At 44.7% G+C, this 24,703-nt stretch carries 20 protein-coding genes; 9 read left to right on the top strand and 11 right to left on the bottom strand.

All coding sequences use genetic code 11. The features are described from left to right. The first annotated feature begins 30 nt into the window (after positions 1–30). From hypF to hypE, 4 genes are all read left to right on the top strand, one after another. Positions 31–2,457 carry a carbamoyltransferase HypF gene (gene hypF, locus ACYUCY_RS09800; RefSeq protein ID WP_460226305.1) on the top strand — a complete coding sequence of 809 codons (2,427 nt, stop codon included), beginning with the start codon at positions 31–33 and terminating at the stop codon, positions 2,455–2,457. Between the two features lie 2 nt (positions 2,458–2,459). After that, positions 2,460–2,681, top strand: a complete 222-nt coding sequence (locus ACYUCY_RS09795; RefSeq protein ID WP_460226304.1) for a HypC/HybG/HupF family hydrogenase formation chaperone — start codon at positions 2,460–2,462, stop codon at positions 2,679–2,681. Then, positions 2,678–3,787: a hydrogenase formation protein HypD gene (hypD, locus tag ACYUCY_RS09790; RefSeq protein ID WP_460226303.1), complete on the top strand. Its 1,110-nt coding sequence runs from the start codon at positions 2,678–2,680 to the stop codon at positions 3,785–3,787. Before ACYUCY_RS09795 ends, hypD begins: the two co-directional genes overlap by 4 nt. A 90-nt stretch (positions 3,788–3,877) precedes the next feature. Continuing rightward, a complete protein-coding gene (gene hypE, locus ACYUCY_RS09785; RefSeq protein ID WP_460226302.1) occupies positions 3,878–5,014 on the top strand; it encodes a hydrogenase expression/formation protein HypE in 1,137 nt (378 codons plus the stop codon). Between the two features lie 125 nt (positions 5,015–5,139). On the opposite strand, the gene ACYUCY_RS09780 is transcribed toward hypE, so the two are convergent. The 4 genes from ACYUCY_RS09780 to ACYUCY_RS09765 form a co-directional block, all read right to left on the bottom strand. Next, a complete protein-coding gene (locus tag ACYUCY_RS09780; protein WP_460226301.1) occupies positions 5,140–5,466 on the bottom strand; it encodes a hypothetical protein in 327 nt (108 codons plus the stop codon). Between the two features lie 2 nt (positions 5,467–5,468). After that, entirely contained in the window at positions 5,469–7,562 is a 2,094-nt protein-coding gene (locus ACYUCY_RS09775) for a M13-type metalloendopeptidase (RefSeq protein WP_460226300.1), read from the bottom strand. 217 nt (positions 7,563–7,779) lie between these two features. Then, positions 7,780–8,439, bottom strand: a complete 660-nt coding sequence (locus ACYUCY_RS09770; protein WP_460226299.1) for a glutathione S-transferase family protein — start codon at positions 8,437–8,439, stop codon at positions 7,780–7,782. A 131-nt stretch (positions 8,440–8,570) separates the two neighbouring features. Next, complete coding sequence (locus ACYUCY_RS09765) at positions 8,571–10,415, bottom strand: ABC transporter ATP-binding protein (protein WP_460226298.1); 1,845 nt, start codon at positions 10,413–10,415, stop codon at positions 8,571–8,573. 244 nt (positions 10,416–10,659) lie between these two features. Between ACYUCY_RS09765 and ACYUCY_RS09760 the strand changes: the two genes are divergently transcribed. The 4 genes from ACYUCY_RS09760 to ACYUCY_RS09745 all read left to right on the top strand — a co-directional run bounded on the left by ACYUCY_RS09760 (position 10,660) and on the right by ACYUCY_RS09745 (position 14,490). Continuing rightward, positions 10,660–11,214, top strand: coding sequence for a hypothetical protein (locus ACYUCY_RS09760; RefSeq protein WP_460226297.1), 555 nt, complete (start codon positions 10,660–10,662; stop codon positions 11,212–11,214). Positions 11,215–11,226: 12 nt separating this feature from the next. Next, positions 11,227–11,790, top strand: a complete 564-nt coding sequence (locus ACYUCY_RS09755) for a hypothetical protein (RefSeq protein WP_460226296.1) — start codon at positions 11,227–11,229, stop codon at positions 11,788–11,790. Between the two features lie 361 nt (positions 11,791–12,151). Beyond that, the gene (locus ACYUCY_RS09750) at positions 12,152–13,270 is read left to right on the top strand and encodes a phosphoserine transaminase (protein ID WP_460226295.1); all 1,119 of its coding nucleotides are present in this window, start codon (positions 12,152–12,154) and stop codon (positions 13,268–13,270) included. 47 nt (positions 13,271–13,317) lie between these two features. Further along, complete coding sequence (locus ACYUCY_RS09745) at positions 13,318–14,490, top strand: phosphoglycerate dehydrogenase (protein ID WP_460226675.1); 1,173 nt, start codon at positions 13,318–13,320, stop codon at positions 14,488–14,490. Positions 14,491–14,595: 105 nt separating this feature from the next. Here the strand turns inward: ACYUCY_RS09745 and ACYUCY_RS09740 are convergent, their stop codons facing one another. The 7 genes from ACYUCY_RS09740 to metG are packed head-to-tail and all read right to left on the bottom strand — an operon-like array spanning position 14,596 to position 23,031. Then, positions 14,596–15,390, bottom strand: a complete 795-nt coding sequence (locus ACYUCY_RS09740) for an electron transport complex subunit E (protein WP_460226294.1) — start codon at positions 15,388–15,390, stop codon at positions 14,596–14,598. A gap of 1 nt (position 15,391) precedes the next feature. Continuing rightward, complete coding sequence (gene rsxG / locus ACYUCY_RS09735) at positions 15,392–16,027, bottom strand: electron transport complex subunit RsxG (RefSeq protein WP_460226293.1); 636 nt, start codon at positions 16,025–16,027, stop codon at positions 15,392–15,394. A 40-nt stretch (positions 16,028–16,067) separates the two neighbouring features. Then, a complete protein-coding gene (gene rsxD, locus ACYUCY_RS09730; protein ID WP_460226292.1) occupies positions 16,068–17,129 on the bottom strand; it encodes an electron transport complex subunit RsxD in 1,062 nt (353 codons plus the stop codon). A gap of 57 nt (positions 17,130–17,186) precedes the next feature. Further along, positions 17,187–19,679: an electron transport complex subunit RsxC gene (gene rsxC, locus ACYUCY_RS09725; RefSeq protein ID WP_460226291.1), complete on the bottom strand. Its 2,493-nt coding sequence runs from the start codon at positions 19,677–19,679 to the stop codon at positions 17,187–17,189. Further along, entirely contained in the window at positions 19,676–20,362 is a 687-nt protein-coding gene (gene rsxB, locus ACYUCY_RS09720; RefSeq protein ID WP_460226290.1) for an electron transport complex subunit RsxB, read from the bottom strand. Before rsxB ends, rsxC begins: the two co-directional genes overlap by 4 nt. Positions 20,363–20,385: 23 nt before the next feature. Further along, on the bottom strand, positions 20,386–20,961 hold the full coding sequence (gene rsxA, locus ACYUCY_RS09715; protein WP_460226289.1) for an electron transport complex subunit RsxA: 576 nt from the start codon (positions 20,959–20,961) through the stop codon (positions 20,386–20,388). 30 nt (positions 20,962–20,991) lie between these two features. Next, positions 20,992–23,031, bottom strand: coding sequence for a methionine--tRNA ligase (metG, locus tag ACYUCY_RS09710; protein WP_460226288.1), 2,040 nt, complete (start codon positions 23,029–23,031; stop codon positions 20,992–20,994). Between the two features lie 500 nt (positions 23,032–23,531). On the opposite strand from metG, the gene apbC reads away from it, so the two are divergent. Beyond that, entirely contained in the window at positions 23,532–24,620 is a 1,089-nt protein-coding gene (gene apbC / locus ACYUCY_RS09705; protein ID WP_460226287.1) for an iron-sulfur cluster carrier protein ApbC, read from the top strand. Positions 24,621–24,703 lie beyond the last annotated feature (83 nt).

Raw genomic sequence — 24,703 nt, 5'->3', positions numbered from 1 at the left:
TTATTGTGAAAACTAATGTAATTTCCCAAAATGAATAATAGATGTATAAAAATAGAGGTCACAGGCATTGTCCAGGGCTGTGGATTTCGACCTTATATAAAAAAACTCGCGGATAGTCTGTCTATTTTTGGTAGCGTTATCAATACCATCGGCGGCGTTGAGATCATGGCTTTTGGTGATGCAGCGTGCATAAAAACTTTTGTCGAAACTCTCGATTCTCATCCTCAAGTCGAATCGTTGACGATGCTCGAGACATCGCCCTCTGCGTCGTTCCGAGAATCTTTTCAGATTCATCATTCTGAGACTAGCGAGTTAAATATAAATCAGTGTTTGATTCCCGATCGTGTTCCTTGTGAGCGGTGCCAGAAAGATATGCTATCAATCGGTAATCGCCGTCAAACCTACGCTTTTACCTCGTGTGCGGAGTGTGGTCCTCGTTACTCCGTAAGTCTTGGTTCCCCCTTTGAGCGCAGTAACACGAGCTTTAAACATTTTCTACGCTGTGAAAAATGTGAGCAAGAATATAATGATTCCGAAAATCGTCGTTTTTACGCCCAAACGATTTCTTGTCCTAGTTGCGGCCCCCACCTTTCGTTGAAAAATGCAGAGGGCGTGGAAATTGAAACTAATTCTCAGTTTTGTATTCAAACGCTGGCAAAAAATATTGCGGAGGGACATGTTGTTGCGATTAAGGGAACTAGCGGTTTTCATATCGTTGCTGACCCTAACAATAAGTGTGCTGTCGAGAAAATTCGCGAGCTAAAGTCCCGGCCGAGTAAGCCTTTAGCCCTGATGTACCCAGATCTTGATTTAATTTCTCGTGATTGTTATTTGTCTTCGCAAGAAAAGGGTCTATTAAAAAATAAAGCCGGCCCATTAACCTTGTTACGGTCGCGGAAAATGTTTAGTGAAGTCGCTCCGAATAATGCTTATTTAGCGGTGATGTTGCCACCAAACAGTTTGTATTTTTTGCTACAACAATTTTGGGGGAAAGCTTTGATCGTGACCAGTGCGAATCGTAAAGGCGAAACGCTGATCGGCAGCATAGAAGAACTATTAGAGAGCTTCCCGAATACGTTTTCTGCGATTCTGGATCATGATTTAAAAATTCATCAACCGGTCGATGATTCTATTGCTCAAATTGTCGAACATGCACCAATGTTATTACGCCCAGCTCGCGGTTATACACCTTTAAAATTAAATTTAGATGACAAAACGCTACCTTGCTTGGGATTGGGCACTTACCTAAAAAATACTGTCGCGATGGTTAGCGATAAGACATTGTTTCTAAGTCCATTTATTGGTGATTTAGAATCGAAATCCGTGCTCGAAAAACGTGATCTTTATGTGAATGATTTTCTAGATCGATGCGGTAAGGATGTGAGCGTGGTTGGAGACACCCATAGGGAGTTTCCTTTTCCAGCAGGTTTAGCGCGTTCTCAGATTTCCACGGTGCAACACCATCTGGCCCACGCATTCGCTTGTGAATACGAACACGGTGTTCAGGCTCCCTATCTGGCAGTGACTTGGGATGGTCTAGGCTTCGGCATGGGTGATAATAAATTGATAGATTCTCAATCTACCGCAAACGTGACAGAACTCGAGATATGGGGTGGTGAGTTTTTCACAATTGGAGAAACCAGTTATGATCGTGCGGCAAGTCTTAAGCCGATAATGTTGGTGGGTGGCGATCAAGCGCAAAAAGAACCAAGGCGAATAGCGTTGGCAATGTTAAGTGAGATCGAGAGCAATAATCTGTCGAGTGTTTTTCTAGCGCAGTGCGATCCCGGGTGGAGCGAAAAGGAAATTAAAATACTCAGTCGTCTATTGTCGAATCGTTCGTCCATGAACAAAACTGGATTGGTGACGAGTTCCGCAATGGGTCGTCTTATAGACGGTTTGGCGAGCATGTTGAACCTTTGTCATATAAATAGCTTCGAGGGTGAAGCCGCCATGATTCTGCAATCTAAGGCACAACAATGGCTGACATCTCAGAACGCGGCGCAGGCTAGCGAAGCAACTATGGATAAAAAAATAAAAAGTGACATTAAAGATCTCAATTATGATTTTTTTCAAGAGCGGAATATGCTCCGCTTAGACTGGCGACCTATGGTGGTTGACTTGATGGATCGGAAAAAACGAGGCGTCGAGACTGGTGAAATCGCCTTTGCAGTTTGGCAGACTTTAGTATCGATTACTTTAGATGTTGCCCGGATAATGAAACAGCATACTGTTGTGGTCAGCGGTGGGTGTTTTCAAAACCGCCTACTCTTGGAGCTATTAAATACAGCCTGCAAAAATTCCAAGATTGCATGTTATTGGCCGCAACAAATTCCCCCCAATGATTCAGGTATTGCCGTTGGTCAGATTGCCGCTTTTTTAAAACAACACTCAAATCGTGCTGAACAAACGTCTTCAGACACAGTGCTTCAAAAAGGGGAAGTAGGATGTGTTTAGCGATGCCAGGTTTGTTAGTTGAGAAATATGTTGCTGACGATGGCCAGCCGATGGGCCGCGTTGAATATGAGGGCGTTTTTAAGTCGGTCAATTTGTCTTTTGTCGAAGAAGTCCGCGAGCAAGAATATGTGATTGTTCATGCCGGTTTTGCGATCACAGTTCTCGATCAAGAAGAAGCTATTGCATCTTTAGAAGCGTTTCGAAAGATGGAGCGCTTACAATGAAGTATGTTGATGAGTTCAGATCCCCAGAGCTAGTAGAGCATTATCGGCAACAACTCTCGCAACGGGTGACACGTGATTGGACCCTAATGGAAGTATGCGGCAGTCAGACCAATACCATCGTTAAATATGGTTTGGATCGGCTGTTACCTAATGAGGTGCATCTAGTCCACGGTCCCGGCTGCCCGGTCTGTGTCACGCCAGCAAAAGTATTGGATCAAGCCATTGCCTGTGCTGCGCTTCCGAATGTAATCGTTTGTTCTTTTGGAGATATGTTGCGAGTACCCGGATCTAAAAATTCTTTGCTGGATGCGCGGGCGCGAGGAGGTGATGTTCGAAATGTTTATTCACCGATGGATGCCTTGCAAATTGCGCGGAATAATCCGAGTAAAGAAATTGTTTTTTTGGCCATCGGTTTTGAGACTACCGCTCCTTTGAACGCAGTTGCGATAGAACAAGCTTCGAAAGAGCGTTTGCAAAATTATAGTGTGCTGGTATCACAAGTCACCGTGCCGCCGGCGATGTTGGCAATTCTATCTAACCCCAATCGCAAGATAGATGCTTTTCTGGCGGCGGGTCACGTGTGTACCGTAATGGGCGAAAACGAATACCGAGCAATTGCGGAACAGTTTAAAGTGCCCATCGTCATTACAGGCTTTGAACCCGTCGATATGATGATGGGCATCGATACCAGTGTCGATATGTTAGAAAGCGGTTCTTATGGTGTTAAAAATTGTTATACCCGCAGTGTAAAGAAACAAGGAAACAGTGCGGCGCAAACAATTATGAATAAGGTATTTAGATTAGCAGACAAGGAATGGCGCGGGATTGGTGAGGTGCCAATGAGTGGTTTGGTGTTGCGAGAGAAATATAAAGGATTTGATGCGGAAGAAAAATTCCCTCTATCAAAGTTCGGTTTTGAAATGCTTGCATCAGACAATAGCTGTATTAGTGGAGAAGTGTTACAAGGCTTAAAAAAACCGAAGCAATGCCCACATTTTGGTAAACCTTGTCATCCTGATAACCCTTTGGGTGCGACCATGGTGTCGAGCGAAGGTGCTTGCGCAGCGTATTATCAGTACAGATACTCTATCGATCTGATTGACTAGATTATTGTATTAATTTCTATGGTTTGCTTCGCGGCATAATCTGGCCTGTCGATTGATAAAAACAAATTCTGCCGAAAAACGTGGTGATAAATGGCGATTGATTTTGATAGTTTATTGTGTCCCGCTGATGCTGATACCGACATTATCACCATGGCTCATGGCGCAGGTGGTAAACAAACGGCGAAACTGATTGAAGATGTTTTCCTAAGTAAGCTTGCCAACATTCACCTAGAGCGCCAAGAAGATAGTGCGGTTTTAAGCTTTGGTGATGTTCATTTGGCTTTTACCACTGATTCTTATGTAATAAATCCGCTATTTTTTCCTGGCGGTAATATTGGCAGTTTGGCAGTAACAGGAACAATAAATGATTTAGCAATGATGGGAGCGAAGCCCAAGTATCTCTCCTTAGCAATTATTTTAGAAGAAGGTTTTCCCAAGCAAAAATTAAATGCCATCGTAGAATCAATCTCCGCCACCGCTGAGTCTGCCGGAGTGGTAATTGTTACCGGTGATACAAAAGTTGTTAATGCTGGGAAAGGCGACGGCATTTTTATCAATACCTCTGGGATCGGTTTAATCGATTCTTTACCTTATCCAAATCCTTCAAGAATAAAAATGGGCGACGCCATTATTGTGAGTGGCGACATCGGTAGGCACGGCTGTGCCGTAATGGCGAGCCGCGAAGGAATAAATTTTGAAACAAACTTGCAAAGTGATATGGCTTGCTTGCATGAAGTCGTTAACGATCTATTGGCGGCGGATATTGACCTTCACTGTCTGCGTGATTTAACGCGAGGTGGCTTAGCAACGAGCGTAATAGAAATTGCGCAAAGTGCAAAAGTACATATTGAGATAGAAGAAAATTCTGTTCCCGTGATTGAGCCCGTATCTTCGCTATGCAATATCTTGGGTTTAGATCCTATGTTCGTTGCAAATGAGGGGCGCTTTGTATTGGTGGTGCCAGATGAAGATTCCAATAGAACGCTAGAGATACTCAGTCGCCATGAAGCGAGTAAAAATGCAAAAAAAATTGGCGCAGTGGTTAAAGAGTTATCTGATATCGAACAAGTAAAAGCCGATGTTGGGATAAGTGATTCTGAAATAACGCTAGAACAAAATACTAGCCGTAATAATAAACCACAGGGTTTCGTTACTTTAAAAACCGCTTTCGGTACTAAGCGCCACCTGGACAAATTGTCTGGAGATCAATTGCCAAGAATTTGTTAGACATATGAACCTTAAAGTCAAAACTAATGGACGTTTCTGATCATTGAAAATTAGGGGCAATAGTAGCTTTATATCTACCCACGATTATTTTTAGTTATTTTTTTAGTTATTACGATTTGGTGGAGTTACTTTTTGTTTTTTACAAACAACTTCCAAATATATCGAAATGGCAAACATATGATTTCCGGAGTCAGCTGAACGAGAACTAGTAGAATAGCCGCAAGTATTAATGCGCTACCTAAGAATGGAAAATAAATAACCTCATACCACTTTAAGTTTTGATAACCGCTTGCCACGATTGACAACCCAATCAAAGTCGGAATCACAAATATAATGCTTATGTAGATAACTTTAGCGCCTACTTTCTTAGCAAGATTTTCAAGTAGCTTCATTGCCAAGGCGACTAGGCCAATGAATATCCCAAAGCCAATTATTACTTTAACTATTTCCATTTCTACCAAACGGTGACTCGGTTCTCCGGTACGATGTAAGCAGGGTTGGTTTCCTCAATATCAATAGCTTCGTAAAAAAGAGGAAAATTTGCAAGCGGAGCAGTACACCGATATTGCAAAGGAGGATGGCTATCCGATTTTAATACAAGCGTTAATAAAGCGTTATTGTATTGGACGCGCCAGCGCCGCGCCCAACTCTCAAAGAATGTGCGTTGGTCAGTGACAGCGATAACTTTGGACTGATTTTTCATCGCTAATTCAAAGGCATGGTATCCAATGGTTAGTCCGGCAAGATCAGCTATGTTTTCACTAAGGGTCGCGTCTCCGTCAACAAACATTCCGGGCAGCGGTTGATACCGACTATATTGTTTAGCCAGTTGTTCTGTGCGGCGCGCAAATTCTTGACGATCCTCCTGTGTCCACCAATCACGTACGTTTCCATCGGCGTCGTATTCGCTACCCTGATTATCCAGTGCATGGCCCATCTCGTGTCCAATCAGTGTTCCCAGGCCTCCGTAGTTTTCCGCGTCGCTTGCGGTAACGCTAAACAGTGGTGCCTGTAATCTTCCTGCAGAGATAATCAACATATTACGACTAGTACTGTATGAGCCGCCAAAACCTAGCGGCGAATTCCACCACCGCTGTCTATCGGTTGGCTTAGTTAATTTTTTGAGTAATCCTTCATAGTCTCGTTGACTAAGACGCATCAAATTTTCAATCAACTCATCAGATTGCAAAGTAACTGAAGGTGGCTCTATAGTCCTATCGGGATAAGCTATTTCAACTCGCATCTTCGTGAGTTTACGCTTCGCTTCGTCGCGGGTCGTTGACGCGAGCCAAGAGGCCTTGTCTATCCTTTCTATATACGCACGACGTACGTTTTCAGCAATCGCCTGGGCTTTCACCTTCATTGATGAAGGAAAATATCTTTCTAAATAAACTAGCGACAATTCATCTTCCAGCTGGAATCGCAAAAGCTCCATCGCGCTTTGTCGAAAGCTAGGCTTTGCTTTTAATCCAGATAGCTCTTTACCATAAAAATCGAAAGTGGCATCACCAAAAGGTTCGCTGAGGTAATTTGCATAATGCTGTAATAGCTGCCAGCGAAAATAAGCTCGTAGTTTGTCGGTAGGTAGCGTTACGAACATTTGTGCTGCAGAGCGGACAAAGGACGGCTGTTCAAGAGCGATAGCGATATCCGAAGCTAGTGCGGCTTCCTTAAAGAAAACACGCCATTTAAAATCAGGAGCAAAGCGCTCTAATTCATCGATAGAAAATTGACGAGAACGTTCTCGTACATCTTGCTGCTCAATTAGATTCCACTGAAGCTTTGCCAACTTAGTTTCCACTTCAAGCACGTCGGCGGCGGTACGAGCAATGTTACTAATGTCAGCCTCTGTATTTGCCAAGGTGAATATTTTTGTAATGTGCTCACGAAATTTACCTCTAGTTTCGATGAGGCTTGCGTTGTCGTCGAGGTAATAAGATTTATCAGGCAAGCTGAGTCCCGACTGAAGTAAATGTACCAACTCGCGATTCGAATTTTTCGAGTCAGGCCAAACATCAATCGAGAATGGCGCTGGCACAGGAGAGCGAGTGCCGCCCGATCTATCACTATGTAAGCGATTAAAACGCGCGATTATTCGAGCGACGTCTTCTGGAGTACGCATTTCCTCGATTATTTCGAGTTCATGCGCAAGAGCTTGAACACCCAGCGTGTTCCGCCGTTCTATATTTGAATAACTTTGATATAGATGACTTACGTTTGCAGATACGGAAAAGGATTCGTCTGACTCAAAAACGATTTTTTGCAAACGTTCTTGTACGATGTCATAGACTTCTACGTACTCGCTTAACCATGGACGGTCTGGCGGAAGAGGATTGCTCTCTAACCACGGGCGATTCACTTCAAAACAATAATCAAATTCACCATCGGCTAATGTACGACCTTGAAGTGGCGACGATTCTTGCTGGGCAAAGCAAAAGGAAGTTGCAAAACACTGAGCTAACAAACCATAGGCCAATTTCTTAACGGGAGCGGTCCGTTTTTTTGCTGCGTTATTTGTGTTGCTTCCTGGAGTTTTATATACAGCCATAAAGAATATCCACCGTATGCTGAAAATTTATTTGACGAGAAAAGATGGCTCAGTGACAAACTAGAATTTTCCAAAACATATGTTCAAAGAGTATTGGAAAAATACTTTCGCTCTTAATCATTATCCAAAAAAAGAAAGGGCGTCGGCGATAAAAGAGCGTGGATTAATTTTTATCTAACCCCAGTTTCTAACCCTGGTTTCTAGTATTCCCTTGCAACTAAACCAAAATATTCTGCGCACCCTTAATTTGTTTATCAACCTCCACTGCGCGCGGTGGAATATCTTTTCCTTTAATCACCGCAGGGCGTTCGCTAATTTGATCGAGCCAACGTTGTAGGTTGGGTAAACCATCTATTTCTACGCCACTCCAGTTATGAATTTTTGCCCAGGGCCAGTTGGCGATGTCGGCAATGCTGTAATCACCTGCTAAGTATTCGTGTTGTTTTAAATGCACATCCAATACGGTAAGCAGACGTTTTACTTCCCGGTGATAGCGTTCAATAGCGGAGGGAATTTTCTCTGGGAAATATCGGTAGAACACGTTGGATTGCCCCATCATTGGGCCGAGTCCGCCCATTTGAAACATTAACCACTGCATTACACGGGATCGGCCTTTGACATCGCTTGGCATTAACTTGCCGGTTTGCTCAGCTAAGTAAATTAAAATCGCACCGGATTCAAAGACCGCAAAATCATCGTTGTTGTGATCGACGATGGCGGGGATGCGGCCATTGGGGTTGATGGCTAAAAATTCTTTTTCGTGCTGTTTTTTTTCGGACAGATTAAAAGCGATAACATTGTAATCTAAATTCAGTTCTTCCAGAGCGATGGAAATTTTTCGTCCATTGGGCGTTGCAGCGGTGTATAGATCAATCATAATTATTCCAGTGTAATTTGATTTGTTAACTTTATTTGTGCTTATTGTTTGAATTCCGCACGGATGGTGCCTGTAGATTTCAAGTAACGCTTCATTTCGGTAAGCGATCTGCCTGTCCCTTTAAGAATGGATTACTGATAACCCTTAGCCTGTAAACGAAACAAATGTGCATATTGCTTATCAAGCGCTAATAACTCTTCGTGATTACCTTGTTCGACGATCGAGCCTTTGTCCATAACAACTATCGTGTCCGCCATGCGCACCGTCGAAAATCGATGAGAAATTAGTATCGCAATCTTGTTTGATGCGTGTTTACGAAAATGTTCAAAAATATTTGCTTCTGCTTGCGCGTCCATCGCGGCGGTGGGTTCATCTAGTACTAGAATGTCCGCATCTTCTCGCATAAAGGCGCGAGACAAAGCGATTTTTTGCCATTGTCCGCCGGAGAGCTCTTGGCCGCCTTTAAACCACTTGCCCAGTTGCGTATCGAAACCGTCGTTTAGGTCGTCAATGAAATCTACCGCCATGCCTTTTTCGGCAGCATTCTGCCAACGCTTTTTGTCAGTGAAATAATTGACATCACCGGCGCCAACATTCTCACCGACCAACATTTGGTAGCGCACAAAATCTTGAAAAATGACACCGATGCGCTGTCGCAAACGTATCGGGTTCCAAGCTTGGATGTCCAAACCATCTAATAAAATTCTGCCGCTGTCTGGTGTATACAAACGGGTGAGTAATTTAATTAAGGTGGTTTTACCGGAACCATTTTCACCGACTAAAGCTAAACTCGATCCAGGTTTTAGATGCAAGTTAATATTTTTTAGTGCGGGCTTTTTGGTATGTGGATAGATGAAACTGACATTTTCAAAGCGAATGCCATCGTTTTTGTCGAAACCTTCCGTTGCATTGCCGACTTGATCGGGAATTTCTTGATCTAAATATTCGTAGAGATTAGAGAGATATAAATTATCTTCGTACATACCACTGATAGCGCTCAAGCTCGCGCTCACCGCTGATTGCCCCTGTTTAAATACCGCCAGGTACATTGTCATTTGGCCAAGGGTAATTTTGGTGGCGATGGTTGAAATAATTATCCAAGCATAGGCGCCATAAAAAGCCACAGTACCGATGATGCTTAGTACGAAACCCCAGAAGTCGCGTCGTAAGGTTAAATCCCGATCTGCACGATATAGCTTGGTGAAAATGTCACGGTAACGTTGCAGTAACAGTGGACCTAGTTGATAAAGTTTTACTTCTTTGGCGCTATCTTCTCTGGCTAATACAGTTTCTAAATACATTTGCATACGGGTTTCCGGAGAGCGCCAACGGAAAAGTCGAAAGGCATCGCCAGAAAATTTCGTTTCTGCGATGAATACAGGCAGTGCGCCAAACACTAAAATCAGCAAGGCCCAGGGCGAAAACTGAACCAGTAAAATGCCTGCACCAAATAAAGAAATACCGTTTTGGATCAAACCGAAAGTACGGGTGACCAAACTCAATGGCCGTGAAGAGGCTTCACGGCGGGCACGGGTGAGTCGATCATAAAATTCCGAATCTTCGAAATGGGACATCTGTAATTCTAGGGCTTTTTCCAAAATCATTACGTTAACCCGCTGACCGAGTTGGGCGCGTAACAAAGATTGGATGACCGAAATACCGCGCTGGCAGGCGGCGAGTAGGACAAAGGCAAAGGCTTCTAAAATGACATAGCGAATTGCTTCACCACTTTCAATTGCACCACTCGCTTGGTAAATACCAATTGCTGCGACGACCGCATCGACAATCAATTGGCCAATGTAAGCCATGAGTATGGGTAGGGCACCAGCAGCGACTGTGAGTATGGCGAAGCCGATGGTGAGGGATTGGGAGGTGCTCCAGACTAAATCGATTGCGTGGCGACTGTAGCGAAATACGCCGACAAAACGCTGGAGTAAGTTGTCGTCGTTGTTTTGCCAGGGTTGTCCGTGCGCCACGATCTTTATCCTAGAGTACTGAAAATTAGAATTTTGGAAGCGGGCTATGGTATAGCTTTTTGGGCCTTAAGGTTACCCCTTCAGTGGCTACTTCGGGCGTGCACTGCCCTGATTTAGCTGAGTTTTTTGGCTTTTCACGTCCTCTACTGACAGTCTCTAAACTTATAGGCTAAATGGCCGATAGTTAGAGAGATGCCCGTAATTGGGCTAATTGGGCTGTTAGTGGCAGCCAAGGTACGCGGAAATGGCGAAAGAAGAAGAATCTGAAGAGCAGGAAGAGGTCCTCAGCGAGGCGGATAAACTGAGCGCGTCGATTAAAACCAATCGCAATTTGGTATTTGGCTTATTCGGCTTTACCGTGATCGTGGTGAGTATCTTAGTGACCTGCGTGCTAGTCATAAACGGCCAAATGTCCTCTCGTCGTGAAGTCTTATCTGAAGAATTTACCGAGCAGTTAGATGAATTGGATTTACACCTTAACCACTTAATCGCCATCCATAATTCTGAGGCGAAGCTGTATTTTGAGTTTACTGATGAATTGGAAGCTGTTCGGAAAATTTATCAAGATGAAAAAATTAATGGCTTGCGACAGCTTCTGGCACAGCGAGAGGTGGATCATCGCAGTCTGCTGGAGTTGAGTTTGGAGAGTACTTCTAACCTTGCGACTATGGTTCCAGGGTCCCGGGTTTGGACCAAAAATTATAGCGAAAAGGTTCAAGACGCGGTCTCTGTTTCGAAACAGCGAGAAGCCGACATTAAAGCCAGTATTGTTGCGCAAAAAAAACCGCCGAAGAAGTAAAGGCTGAAATACGTGAGCGAGAACGAAAACGAAGAAAAGGAACAGACGCCTAGTGAGGAAGACGAACTCGCTAGCGCCCTACCTTTGTTTAAAAAGCGGTTGCGGCGTTTGCAAGTCGCCGTCCCCATCGCTTTGTTGTTAGTTTTAGGTTTATTGGCAGGGTCAATCTATGTGGTTATATATTCTGGGTCAAAGTCGATGCAGGCCTTTGAAGAGTTGCCACAGTATCAAGTGAATATGTTGATCAAAGGCTATCGCCAAACCGTGAGCGATTTTGATGAATCCATGAAGACCTCACGTAATGCCTTCTTGGGCGAAGAGACTACCGCTTTCATAGAGGATGCTAGCAACTTAGCCGATTTCATGCTGGATAGTGAAGACGCTCAGCTGAATGCACTGCTGAACTATCGAAAAGTGATGATTGATTTTGCCGATAAAGCTGGTGGAACCCTAGAGTGGAAAAAATACTTCCTTGCGGAAATAGATGGGTTGATCACAAATTCCCGAGACCGCAAAGAAGCCATCATTACCCTTTCTGGGCGCTTTCCTGAAGTCGATCTCAGTTTAGACGATTAACATCCTTCGATCGTAATACCTCTCGGTTCTGATTTTCGAGCTTATTAAGGGCCCTTCCTCGATTGCTGGATACGTGATCTTCGGCATCGGTTTGTTTAGCGGGTTTTAGCTCATCCAGATCTCTGGTCATTCCAAATAGAAATCTCGGGTATTTCCTAATCCTCTCTGTGTTCCAGGCATATTTACTGGCATAATAGCGCCCCCAAATTTTGGCTCTCCAGTCCATCATTTGACTGCGATTTGAGCGGGACTTATGCAAGGCCCCTAAGGTAAATCACCATTTCGTAGATATCGACCACGTTCGTCGCCAATCACGACGTACTTTCACAACCAATAGACATATGCAATTTTGAGGATGGCCATGCAACCCACGGTTAAACCCAACAATCCAAATTTTTCTTCAGGTCCTTGCGCTAAACGACCTGGTTACGACGTATCAAAGCTTGATATTGCATCTCTTGGGCGTTCACATCGATCATCGCTGGGTAAGAAATTACTCAAGCAGGTCTGTGTGGAAACTGCGGAAGTCTTAGGCCTGCCTGAAGGCTATCGAGTTGGTGTCGTACCTGGCTCAGATACCGGTGCGGTTGAAATGGCAATGTGGTCGTTGTTAGGTCAGCGCGGTGTTGATGTTCTCGCTTGGGAATCGTTTGGTTCAGGTTGGGTTAGCGACATTACCAAGCAACTCAAGCTGGATAACGTTCGAAAAATGGAAGCGGACTACGGCCAATTGCCTAATCTTGCGGAAGTGAATTTCGACAATGATGTTGTATTCACCTGGAACGGTACCACCTCCGGTGTAAAAGTTAGCAACGCTGATTGGATTCCTGCAAATCGTGCTGGTCTCACTATTTGTGATGCGACTTCTGCAGTATTCGCGATGGATATGGATTGGGACAAGCTCGATGTTGTGACTTTCTCTTGGCAAAAAGCGCTTGGCGGTGAAGGCGCACACGGCATGTTGATTTTGAGTCCGCGCGCGGTTGAACGACTTGAAAGTTATACTCCAGCCTGGCCATTGCCAAAAGTTTTTCGACTCACGAAGGGCGGAAAGCTGATTGAAGATATCTTTGTGGGCGCAACCATTAATACACCCTCTATGCTTTGTGTTGCGGATTATCTTGACGCGCTGGCTTGGGTAAAAAGCCTGGGAGGTGTTGACGGCGCAATTAAAAAATCCCAAGAAAATTTAGCGGTATTGAGTGATTTTGTCGGAGCAAATGCTTGGCTGGGATTTCTTGCCGAAAAAGCAGAAACCATTTCAAATACCAGTGTGTGTTTAACAGTGGATGCAAGTGCTGACCAAATCAAAAAGATGGTGTCTCTGTTGGCTGACGAAGGTGTTGCATACGACATTGGAGCTTATCGAGATGCGCCTCCTGGTCTACGTATTTGGTGCGGAGCAACAGTTGAAGCGGATGATTTGAGAAAGCTGGGCCCATGGCTGAAGTGGGCTTATGAAACCGCTACAGCGAGTTGATCGATTGACGACAATCAAAGTTTTTAGTTTAAAAATGGGAAGTTATGATGTTTAAAATCAAAACCTACAATGCAATTTCTGACAAAGGCTTAAGTCGTTTTAGCCCAGAAAAGTATCAAGTGGCTGCTGATCTTAGTGATCCTGATGGCTTTATTCTTCGATCGCACAAGCTACACGGTGAAGAAATTCCTGCTTCTGTAAAAGCTGTCGCTCGTGCAGGTGCAGGTGTGAACAATATACCTGTCGACGAATACACAAAGAAAGGTGTCGTGGTTTTTAATTCACCCGGCGCCAATGCGAACGCAGTTAAAGAATTAGTGCTCGCCGGATTATTGTTAAGCTCGCGGGGAATTGTTCCTGGGATGAATTTCGTTTCAACTTTGGGTGATATGAAAGACGCCGGTGAAATGGGTAAGTTGTTGGAGAGCGAGAAAAAACGTTTCGCGGGCTCCGAATTGAAAGGCAAGAAACTCGGCGTGGTGGGTTTAGGCGCTATTGGTTCTATGGTCGCTGAAATGGCTTTGGCGATGGGGATGGATGTTGCAGGTTATGACCCTGCGATTTCAATCGAAGCCGCTTGGCGTTTACCCAGTGAAGTTATTCGTAAAGAAAACTTACAGTCGTTATTGGCCAGTGCCGACTATATTACTTTGCACGTTCCTGCACTGGAAGCGACTAAGCACATGATCAATAGTGATTCTCTTGCAGCTGTTAAACCCGGCGCTGTCTTGGTGAATTTCGCTCGCGACGCAATTGTTGATGCGCAAGCGGTAGTGAATAGTTTGGATAACGGTGGACTCAGCCAATATATTTGCGATTTTCCTGAGCCTTGTTTGATTGGTCGCACTGACGTTATTGCCATGCCGCACATCGGCGCGAGTACCGAAGAGGCGGAAGAAAATTGCGCAATTATGGGCGCAGACCAGCTAATGGATTATTTGGAAAACGGCAACATTGTTAACTCAGTAAATTTCCCTGCGGTAAAAATGTCCCGAGCCGGTGGCTACCGAATTACTTTTATTAACGAAAATGTTTCGGGTGTATTGGGAAATGTGCTTGGAATTCTTGCTGATAAAAACGTAAACGTTATCGATATGATGAACAAGAGCCGAAACGACGTTGCTTACAATATCATTGATGTTGAACAAGTACCTTCGGAAGAAGTGCTTGATGCTATTCGCGGTGTTGAGCATGTTGTGATGGTGAGAGGCCTCGAATAATAAGAAGCCTAGATTTTAAAATCAAACTATTGAGCTGTAACGATATTCGTCTATAGCTCAATAGTTTTTTACCCCTTCAGAAGTTAATTCCCATCCAAAGGCAGTTTATCCAAGTACAGAAGTTGTTTTAACGCGCTTCGCACCTTTTACGATAGGTTGCTGGTTTAATAGCTCACGTCGTTTAATCTCACCATCAATCCAGTTTTTACCGGCAATTAAAAGCCCCGCTGCAAGAAAAGCTCCGGGTGGCAATACGGCGACTAAGAAGCCGCTGTAATCGCTAATTAATGTGAGTTCCCAATTCAGTGCGACATCACCAAACAATAAATGCATATTGGAAAATAGCGTACCTGCACCAAGCACTTCTCTCATTGCGCCGATGGTTACCAGTACCAAACCAAAACCTAAGCCCATCATCAAACCATCGACGATTGAAGGAATAATCGGGTTGCGACTGGCGAAGGCATCAGCGCGACCAAGAATGGCGCAGTTCGTAACGATGAGCGGAATAAAAATACCAAGGATTTGGTAAAGCTCATATGTATAGGCTTGCATTAATAATTCGGTGCAAGTGGTGAACGATGCAATGATCATAACGAATACTGGAAGACGAACCGCATCGCTGACGGCATTACGAATTATCGAAACCGCCAAGTTTGATCCCACTAATACGGCCATAGTTGCAATGCCTAAACCAAGGGCATTTACAACTGACCCAGTAACTGCCAGCAAAGGACATAAGCCTAGCAGCTGAGTGAGTGCCGCGTTGTTTTTCCATAAACCATTCGCGCTAATTTCTTTGTAGCTAATGCTAGTTTCTTTGGCGATGATGTTGGAAGTACCTTCAGACCCTGTTTCTGAAGAGCTGTTTCCTTGATCCGTGTCGATGTTATCGCTCATTTTATTCGCTCTCTAAGGGCTTAGTGATATCGAAATAAGATAGGGTTTTTCTCACTTGCCGAATCACGGCTTTGCGAGTAATGGTCGCCCCGGTAAGTTGGTCATAGGCTTCACCCTGATTGTTAAGGATGATTTCTTGACGCTCGGAAAAATTAGAATGCAAATCTTTGCCATCAAAACTTTGTATCCAATTACTTTTTCGCACGTCAATATAGTCACCGAGTCCGGGCGTTTCATTGTGGCTGGTCACGCGAACTCCAGCTATCTCACCTGCGCTATTAATGCCAATAATCATTTCAATGTCGCCGCTATACCCGTCTTTGGCAACGGATGGAATGATTGCTGCAAAAGCTTGGTTCTCTTTGCGAGCGAGATGAATTAAACGTTGCTCGTCTGATTTTTCCTGCAAACCCAAAAATTCAACGAAGTCGCTAACCACCGGTGTTGTATCGGCGAACAAATCATTGTCGTGCTGATCACGGGGAATAATTTCAAACAAGGCGGCTTGCGCGGCACGTTCTTTCGCGACCACGATTTTATCTGCAGTAAGCTCATTGGTCACTGCTAGAATGGCGGCGGTAACCAAGGCAAATAAGCCGAGCAGAATGCTGTTAAATCCTATTGAGTTTCCTAGCATGTTGTTTTGTTCTAAACCCTTTGGTGATGTTTATATGTGTTTACTGTTTCTTAATAACATTCTTCCGCTGCGCATGCCCATAACTTCGCGGCACGGTGTAGTAATCGATAAAAGGTGCTGCGAAATTCATGAGTAAAACTGCGAAGGCAACGGCGTCGGGATAATTACCCCAGGCACGAATCACGAAAATAAGCATGCCAATGAGCGCACCATAAATAAGTTTGCCTAGTTGGCTGCTTGCCGAGGTAACAGGATCGGTAACGATAAAAAATGCACCGAGCATGGTACCGCCAGACAATAAATGAAACAGAGGACTGCCTGGGCTTTCGGAACTGCCATTGTCATAAAATAAAATGGCCATTAGTGATAAGCTCACCAGCATTGCCACCGGTGCATGCCAAGTAAATATTTTTTTGTACAATAAAAATATTCCACCAGCAAAAAATCCAATGTTAACCCATTCCCAACCTGCCCCAGCCCCAGCCCATCTCGCCTGGCTGAACACGGGTTCGTTAGCGAGAAGTTGCAGTAAAGTATCACCTTCGTTGTGTCTGATTATTTCTAGTGGCGTTGCGCCACTGTATGCGTCATACCCTGAGTCCAACCAAATTTTTCCGAGGGCCATTAATGGATCGATAAGCGATTGTCCTTCTGCTAGTGCAGGGGAGGGTGCGGCCCATTGAGACATTGCAGCGGGAAACGAAATTAACAAAATGACGTAGCCAACCATCGCAGGATTAAAGGGGTTGTAACCCAAGCCACCGTACAGTTGTTTAGCTAATACTATCGCGCAAAAAACACCGACCACTACAATCCACCAAGGGCAATAAGGTGGTAAGGCAATACCCAGTAAAACGGCTGTGACTAAGGCGCTATAATCGCGAAGATAAAATCCGATTGGGCGTTTACGTATTTTCAATACGGCGGCTTCGCATGCGATCGCGGTGACGCACGCTAACGTAATATTTAATAAGCTACCAATACCAAAAAAATGCGTGAGTGCAATTACGCCTGGCACTGTTGCGACCATGACATAAAACATCACTTCCTGGGTGGAATTGTGATTGTGGGTGTGTGGTGAACTTATTTGTGGCAGTGCCATAGGGTTCTCGATAAAAATATGTTCATTAAATTAGCGTACGCAGTACACGCTAATTTTCTAACTCTTCTCTTCTGTTTTAGATTCTTCAACGCTCGCCGCTAATTTTTCTTCAAGTGCGATTACGGCTTGCTCTAATTCACTCATTTTTGATGCGTCGGGATTCTTGGCTAATTGTTCCTGGGCGGAATGTAATAAATTCTGTAGGGAATCAATATGCTGTTGTAGCCCATCGTTCATATCAGAGTGATTTGAGGTCAAAGTTTGTTCCATAGCGCGCTGAATGGCGTCACTTACGTCAGCGTGGTTTTTGTTTCGGTTTTCTTGTTCCCGCGATAGCGTTTTTTGTACTTCCAACTCACCTTGATTTCGCGTACTTTCAATTCGCTGAGTCAAAATGTTGATCGATAGATTAAGCGCAGCGATTGATTCTTCATCTTCCGTGTCAGCGACAGAAAGTTTTTGTTGGGTAGCGTTCAGTTGTTCTTCCAATTTTGCAATGACTTCACGTTGATGTTCGCTTAGGTGAGCATCGCTAGCGTTGTTTTCGGAAGCAGCGTTAATATCTGATGCATTAGTTTTTGAGTCTACAGTGTCTGGGTCTACGTTTTCTGAATCTATAGTTTTTGGTTCTGCATTTTCCGATTCAGTTGTTTCTGGTAATACCTTGTTTGGATCTACATGCGCTTGTTTTGCTAATGCCTCTGACTCAGTATTAACAATGCTTGTTTGCGTCGTTTGTTCATCGCCAGCGGAATTGCTCTCGTCTTGCTTCGAGGAGCTTAAAGCCGCGATTTTTTCTCGGTAACTTTCACATTTCAGTTCCGATTCTTTAATCCGTGCTCTCGTCGCATCAGCTTGGCTCGTTTCTGATGATCCCAGTTCCGCTAGTTTGCTTTTTAATTTTTCAACTCGATCACTGGCGCTAAGTAAGCCGCGTTCTAGTTTGGCGAGCTCATTATTTTGCGAGGCCTCAGTATCAGGCGTAGATAAGTTTGGTTTACTTTCTGCAGAAGAAATTCCATTACCTGGCTCAGCTTTGTTTTGTTCTTCTAAAAGCTGCTGCTCCTTAAGCAGTCTTTTTTCTTCATTACGTTTTTTGGCTTTTGCGGCGGCTTCTTCTCGCGCTTTTGCTCGTTCTGCTTTTTCTTGTTCAACGCGATTTTTGTGAAATTCAAAGCGTTCGCGGGCGCGGTCAGATAATTCTTTTTCTGCGGCATGTTGTCGTAAAGCACTTTTACTCGCGCGATAGTATTGCACCAGTGGTATTTGGCTCGGGCATACATAGGAGCAGGCTCCGCACTCAATGCAATCCATTAAGTTATGGGCAACTAATTTGTCGGGATCCTCTGCACGAGCGTACCAGTAAAGTTGTTGTGGTAATAAGCTCGCTGGGCAAGCTTCGGCACACATGCCGCAGCGTATACAGGCTTGAGCGGGGCCGGGATCGGGCGCTTCTTCTTTAGTTGGTGCTAATAAACAGTTTGTTGTTTTTACCACAGGTGCGGCGGTGTTCAACAAAGTAAACCCCATCATTGGTCCGCCCATGACTAAGCGGCTGGCTTGGTCTTCTTTGTAGCCTTGTTGCTCCAAAATAAAACTAATGGGGGTGCCTAATAATGCATGGACGTTTTGTTGTGTTGAAAAAGCGTTCCCAGTAACGGTGGTGACGCGAGAGATCAAAGGTTCACCTAAATATACTGCGCGATAGGCAGCTCGGACGGTAGCGACATTTTGGCAGGTAATGCCAATATCGGCGGGGAGTTTTCCGCTTGGGATTTCTGCACCCGTTAAGTTCTGAACAAGTTGTTTTTCTCCACCGCTGGGATATTTAGTCGGTAAGGGGACGACTTCAATGCATTTGTTTTCCAATTGCGAAAGTTTGCTGTTGGCAAGCGCAGTACGCATGGACTCGATCGCTTTTGGTTTGTTGTCTTCAATGGCGATCAAAATTTCTTTTGGGCTTTCTAATAAGAAATTCAGTAACTCGATGCCTCTGACAATTTCTTCTGCTTCGGTCTGCATAAGTAAATCGTCAGAGGTAATGTAAGGCTCGCACTCGGTGCCATTAATAATTAATGTCGAAATTTTTAATGGCGAATTGAGTTTTATTGCGCTAGGAAAGCCCGCTCCACCCATGCCGACGATGCCGGCATTGTGAATTTTCTCGATGATTTCTGGTTTAGAGTAGTTTTCATAATTATTGCAAGGTTGTAAATCAATCCACTCATCCTTGCCATCGCTTTCAATAACAATGCATAAACCCGATAAGCCTGAAGCATGAGGCAGTGGCCTTTCTTCTATAGCAGTAACCACCCCACTTGTAGAAGCATGAATTTTTGCGCTTAAAGATTTTTCAGAGCTCGCGACACACTGGCCTTTAAGAACGAGATCGCCAACGTTAACGATAGGCTCAGCCGGTGCACCAATGTGCTGTGAAACCGGTAAGACAATAAATGGAGGTAATGGTAAAGCCGCGATCGGCAATTGCGTCGATTGTTCTTTATGTTCTGGAGGATGAACACCGCCAGGAATGTCCCAGAGTTTTCTCACGCGGCAACTCCTTGCTGATCGTCTGGATCATCGGAAGAGTTTTTGTCGTCGTGATTATTATCTGCTTGCTGGTTTTTATCCGAGGCAATTATTGTTGCGAAACTTTTTCCCGGGTCTTTAGGTAATTCCCAATGCCAAGCGGCGATTCCCGTGCTAGATGGAATCATGTCAATACAATCAACCGGGCAAGGTTCAACGCATAAATCGCAACCGGTACATTCATTTGCAATAACAGTGTGCATAAGTTGCGCGGCACCTAGAATGGCATCTACCGGACAAGCTTGAATACATTTAGTGCAACCAATACATTCGTCTTCACGAATGTAAGCGACATTGGGTATTTCGCTTTCTTCGCCGTGTTCTTCATCCAATGAAAGTACTTCAACGCCTAACAGGTCCGCTAAGGTGTTTATTGTCGCTTGCCCGCCAGGGGGGCAGTGGTTTATTGCTTCACCATCAGCGATCGCTTGGGCGTAAGGGCGACAACCCGGATGTCCGCATTGTCCGCACTGGGTTTGCGGTAAAAGAGCATCGATTTGATCGACGATGGGATCTGCTTCGACTTTAAATTTCACTGCTGCGAAACCCAAAATTCCACCGAAAACCACACTCAGTCCCACCAGTGCAAGTACTGCGCGCGCAACTGAAGGTTGCATAACAAATTCTTGAAGTATTTCTATCATCAGCTTTACTAATTTTTAAAAATTTAAATGAGTCCGGCGAAGCCCATAAATGCCAAGGACATTAAACCTGCCGTGATCATCCCAATTGCTGCACCTTTAAACGGCACCGGTACATCGGCAAAGCTCAAGCGTTCCCGCATCGCGGAAAATAAAATCAGCACCAAAGAAAAACCAATGCCAGCACCAAAGCCATATAGAGATGACTCAATAAAGTTATGTGCTTTCGTCGTGTTCTGTAAGGCAACACCAAGTACAGCACAGTTGGTGGTGATCAATGGTAGAAAAACACCGAGTACGCGTGATAATAGTGGGCTGGACTTGTCGATGAACATTTTCGTAAATTGTACGACGACGGCAATCACTAAAATAAATGAAATGGTTTTTAAGTAAACAAGATTAAAGGGCACCAAAATAAAAGTGCTAACTAAGTAGCTGCACACTGAAGCAAGGGTTAATACAAACGTAGTTGCCGCCGCCATGCCAATTGCACTCTCCAATTTATTCGATACGCCCATGAAGGGGCATAAACCTAAAAATTGTACGAGGACAAAATTGTTAACCAGAATTGCACCAATTAAAATAATCGCAAAATCTGTCATAGGGTTTATTCTCTGATCAAGAGCTAAAAATCACATTACTCGCATGCCGGGCGCGGCGCCGGGGCCAGGTTCTAAGATATAAATTTCTTTTCCACCTGGGCCTGCTGCCAAGACCATTCCTTCGGACATGCCGAATTTCATTTTTCGTGGCTGGAGGTTGGCGACCATCACGGTTAATTTCCCTTCGAGGTCGGCCGGATCATAGGCGCTTTTAATCCCTGCAAAAACGTTGCGGGTCTCGCCACCCAAGTCTAGGGTTAGGCGCAATAATTTATCGGCACCTTCGACATGTTCAGCTTTGACGATTTTTGCAACGCGCAAATCAACTTTTGCAAAATCGTCAAACTTAATTTCCGCCGCGATAGGTTCGTCCGCCAATGAGCCACTCAGGTTTTTGTTGTCTGCACCATTCTCGCTCGCCGGACTTTCTAGCGTTTCTTTGCTGGCTTCAACCATTTTTTCGACCTTGTCTTTTTCTATTCTCGCCATTAAGGCTTTAAATTTACCAATTGAATGGTCGCCTAAGAATACAGGTGCTGCTGTCCATTCGAGTTTGCTATTGAGAAAGGCTTCGCTTTTGTCAGCCAAATTCGGCAGCACTGGCGCGAGATAAATTGCCAAAACACGAAAGCAGTTAATCGCGAAGGAACACACATCATTGACGGCTTGCGCATTGTTTGGATCTTTAAACATAGCCCAGGGTTCTTTGCGCGATACGTATTCATTGGCGAGGTCAGCCAGTTCCATGATTTCACGCATGGCTTTGCTGAAGTCCCGCGCATTGTAATGTGCTGCGATAGAGTCGCTGGCGTCGACAAAACGTTGCCACAATTCTGGATCGTCAATGTTTGATGATAGCTTGCCGCCAGTTTTTTCAATGAACTTGGCACTGCGACTAGCGATATTAATAAACTTATTCACCAAGTCAGAATTTACGCGCTGGGTGAAGTCGTCTAGGTTTAAATCTAAATCGTCAACTCCACTCGACAACTTTGCTGCGTAGTAATAACGCAAGTACTCGGGGTTTAAGTTTTCTAAATAAGTACGAGCGTCAATAAAGGTACCGCGCGATTTCGACATCTTGGCACCGTTCACGGTTAAGAAACCGTTCACCGCAATTTTTGTTGGCGTTCTAAAACCCGCTGAGGTGAGCATGCAGGGCCAAAATAACGCGTGGAAGTTGATAATGTCTTTGCCGATAAAATGATGAAGCTCTTTGTCAGAGTCCGGTGACCAGTAAGATTGCCAATCGAGATTGTTTTTTTCGCAGTAATTTTTAAAACTCGCGATATAGCCAATGGGAGCGTCTAGCCAGACATAAAAAAACTTGTTGGGTTGGTCGGGAATTTCGAATCCAAAGTAGGGAGCGTCGCGGCTGATATCCCATTCTTGTAAACCATCGTCTAACCACTCCGATAATTTGTTGGCAACTTCTGATTGTAAATGCCCTGCGCGTGTCCACTCTTTTAAGTAGTCAGTAAACTCGCCTAAAGTTAAAAAGAAGTGTTCGGAATCTTTTTGGATTGGTGTTGCGCCGGATAAAACTGATGTCGGCTTGATAAGTTCATCGGCGCGATAAGTCGCGCCACAGACTTCACAGTTATCACCATATTGATCGTCGGCTTTGCAGCGTGGGCAAGTACCGCGGATATAACGATCCGATAAAAATATTTCTTTTTCGGGATCGTAAGCTTGGGTAATTGTGCGGGCACTAATATGGCCATTCGCTAGCAGGCGCTTGTAAAAAGTTTCCGATAGTTCGCGATTCTCGTCTGAATGGGTGGTGTGAAAATTATCAAAGTCGACACGGAAATCACTAAAGTCTTGCTCGTGTTCTTGTTTGATTTTTGCGATTTGTTGTTCAGGCGTAATACCTAGCTGTTCGGCTTTAAGCATGATGGCGGTGCCGTGGGCATCGTCCGCGCAGACATAAATAACCTTGTGGCCACGCATACGCTGAAACCGCACCCAAATATCCGCTTGGATGTAACCGACAAGATGGCCTAAATGTATTGGGCCATTTGCATAGGGTAGGGCGTTGGTGACAAGAATGTCGCGTACTTCGGTCATTGCTTAATTAGTTTCCTAGCTTATAGGTTTATAAATTCTTCGATTATCGCTCGATGCTATTTACGGGCGTGAACAGTTTAGGGTCATGAACATTAGGGTATGAGAAAAATATGAAGGAGTGTTGAGGCTTAGCTAGATTGTTTGTCATCCATAACAAAGATCTGTAGAGATCAAGAACGGTGCACTGAATCAAATCTATGTAAGACCTATTGGGATCTTGTAATCCAAATAGGCATTCCCCCGACGTTTTCTTCTCAAGTTTTTCTACTTTTCTTCCCTAGCAGGGCCGCCTCAATCTTATGCTGCCACCCGGCATTATCATATCCCCTAAATTCAACCCCGCGAATTATTTAGTGACTCGCAAAAAAGGCCGGCAACTATAGCATTTTTTTGCATAGTAATCAGTTAGTCAGGGCCTATTTGCATTGCATGACCTAGTAAAATAGTCGGATAATACCGAACCCAAAAACCCCGCTAATTTGTTACTCAAAGGTTTATTTATGGCTATGCCGGTGCTGTCCACCATTGAACAATCCCTCGCTAAAATTAACGACCCCGTTTTACACCAAGATTTGATGTCTTTAGGGGCCATCGAAAATGTTGATATCCAAGGTGGCGATGTCTCAGTATCGGTGGTTTTGGGCTATCCGGTGGCTGGAATTCGTCAGGCGCTGGAGAAAGAAATTGAGCAGGCCTTGTCCGCTGTTCCGGGTGTTGAGAAAGTAGTTGCCAGGGTTCAAGCCATCATTCCAAGTTCTCCTGCGGCCAAAGGCGATGCTATATGTCGAGTGAAAAACATTATTGCCGTCGCCTCCGGCAAAGGTGGCGTCGGAAAGTCGACAACGGCGGTTAATCTCGCCTTAGCGTTAACGGCGGAGGGCGCGAGGGTAGGGATTCTCGACGCGGACATCTATGGCCCGAGCCAACCGCAAATGTTGGGAGTGGGTAAAAAAGAACCACAAATTATTAATAATCAGTTCATGGTGCCGATCGAGGCTCATGGCTTAAAGTCCAATTCGATGGGCTACTTGGTGACCGAGAAGACTCCTATGGTTTGGCGCGGGCCTATGGTCAGCAGCGCATTCCAGCAGCTTGTTAATCAAACTGATTGGGGAGATTTGGACTATTTAGTGATCGATATGCCACCAGGAACAGGGGATATTCAATTGACTCTTTCGCAAAGTGTTCCCGTTACCGGGGCGGTGATTGTCACCACCCCCCAAGACATAGCGCTTTTGGATGCAAAGAAAGGTATCGAGATGTTCCGCAAGGTGAATGTGCCGGTTTTGGGAATAGTAGAGAACATGGCAATACACACATGTAGCAATTGCGGACATGAGGAGCATATTTTTGGTGAGGGCGGTGGTGCCGCAATTGCCAAGCAGTATCAAACGTCCTTATTGGGAGCTTTGCCGCTGGACTTGAGTATTCGCGAAAATGCTGACGGCGGCAAACCTTCGGTGGTTGCTGACCCGGACTCCTCTATCAGCCAGACTTATCGCTCAATCGCTCGCGGGGTCGGGGCCTTGCTCTGGCACGTGAACCGAACGCAAGTGCCAGTACCCAGTTTTGAGGTAAGTGACGATTAGTTTTTGGGTCGTACTGGCTCAAGTGGTTACAGAGCATTAAAAACTCCGTATCATTCCGCGCTATCGATCAAATCAATCAATTG

Source organism: Aurantivibrio infirmus (assembly GCF_054767315.1).
The sequence above is the reverse complement of the archived record's forward strand: the minus strand, read 5'-3'. Positions and strand labels throughout refer to the sequence as shown.

Excerpts from the sequence above, each read along its gene's own strand:
- hypF (WP_460226305.1), top strand. The coding sequence starts at position 31 with ATGAATAATAGATGTATAAAAATAGAGGTCACAGGCATTGTCCAGGGC.
- ACYUCY_RS09795 (WP_460226304.1), top strand. The coding sequence starts at position 2,460 with ATGCCAGGTTTGTTAGTTGAGAAATATGTTGCTGACGATGGCCAGCCG.
- hypD (WP_460226303.1), top strand. The coding sequence starts at position 2,678 with ATGAAGTATGTTGATGAGTTCAGATCCCCAGAGCTAGTAGAGCATTAT.
- hypE (WP_460226302.1), top strand. The coding sequence starts at position 3,878 with ATGGCGATTGATTTTGATAGTTTATTGTGTCCCGCTGATGCTGATACC.
- ACYUCY_RS09780 (WP_460226301.1), bottom strand. The coding sequence starts at position 5,466 with ATGGAAATAGTTAAAGTAATAATTGGCTTTGGGATATTCATTGGCCTA.
- ACYUCY_RS09775 (WP_460226300.1), bottom strand. The coding sequence starts at position 7,562 with ATGGCTGTATATAAAACTCCAGGAAGCAACACAAATAACGCAGCAAAA.
- ACYUCY_RS09770 (WP_460226299.1), bottom strand. The coding sequence starts at position 8,439 with ATGATTGATCTATACACCGCTGCAACGCCCAATGGACGAAAAATTTCC.
- ACYUCY_RS09760 (WP_460226297.1), top strand. The coding sequence starts at position 10,660 with ATGGCGAAAGAAGAAGAATCTGAAGAGCAGGAAGAGGTCCTCAGCGAG.
- ACYUCY_RS09750 (WP_460226295.1), top strand. The coding sequence starts at position 12,152 with ATGCAACCCACGGTTAAACCCAACAATCCAAATTTTTCTTCAGGTCCT.
- ACYUCY_RS09745 (WP_460226675.1), top strand. The coding sequence starts at position 13,318 with ATGTTTAAAATCAAAACCTACAATGCAATTTCTGACAAAGGCTTAAGT.
- ACYUCY_RS09740 (WP_460226294.1), bottom strand. The coding sequence starts at position 15,390 with ATGAGCGATAACATCGACACGGATCAAGGAAACAGCTCTTCAGAAACA.
- rsxG (WP_460226293.1), bottom strand. The coding sequence starts at position 16,027 with ATGCTAGGAAACTCAATAGGATTTAACAGCATTCTGCTCGGCTTATTT.
- rsxD (WP_460226292.1), bottom strand. The coding sequence starts at position 17,129 with ATGGCACTGCCACAAATAAGTTCACCACACACCCACAATCACAATTCC.
- rsxB (WP_460226290.1), bottom strand. The coding sequence starts at position 20,362 with ATGATAGAAATACTTCAAGAATTTGTTATGCAACCTTCAGTTGCGCGC.
- rsxA (WP_460226289.1), bottom strand. The coding sequence starts at position 20,961 with ATGACAGATTTTGCGATTATTTTAATTGGTGCAATTCTGGTTAACAAT.
- metG (WP_460226288.1), bottom strand. The coding sequence starts at position 23,031 with ATGACCGAAGTACGCGACATTCTTGTCACCAACGCCCTACCCTATGCA.
- apbC (WP_460226287.1), top strand. The coding sequence starts at position 23,532 with ATGGCTATGCCGGTGCTGTCCACCATTGAACAATCCCTCGCTAAAATT.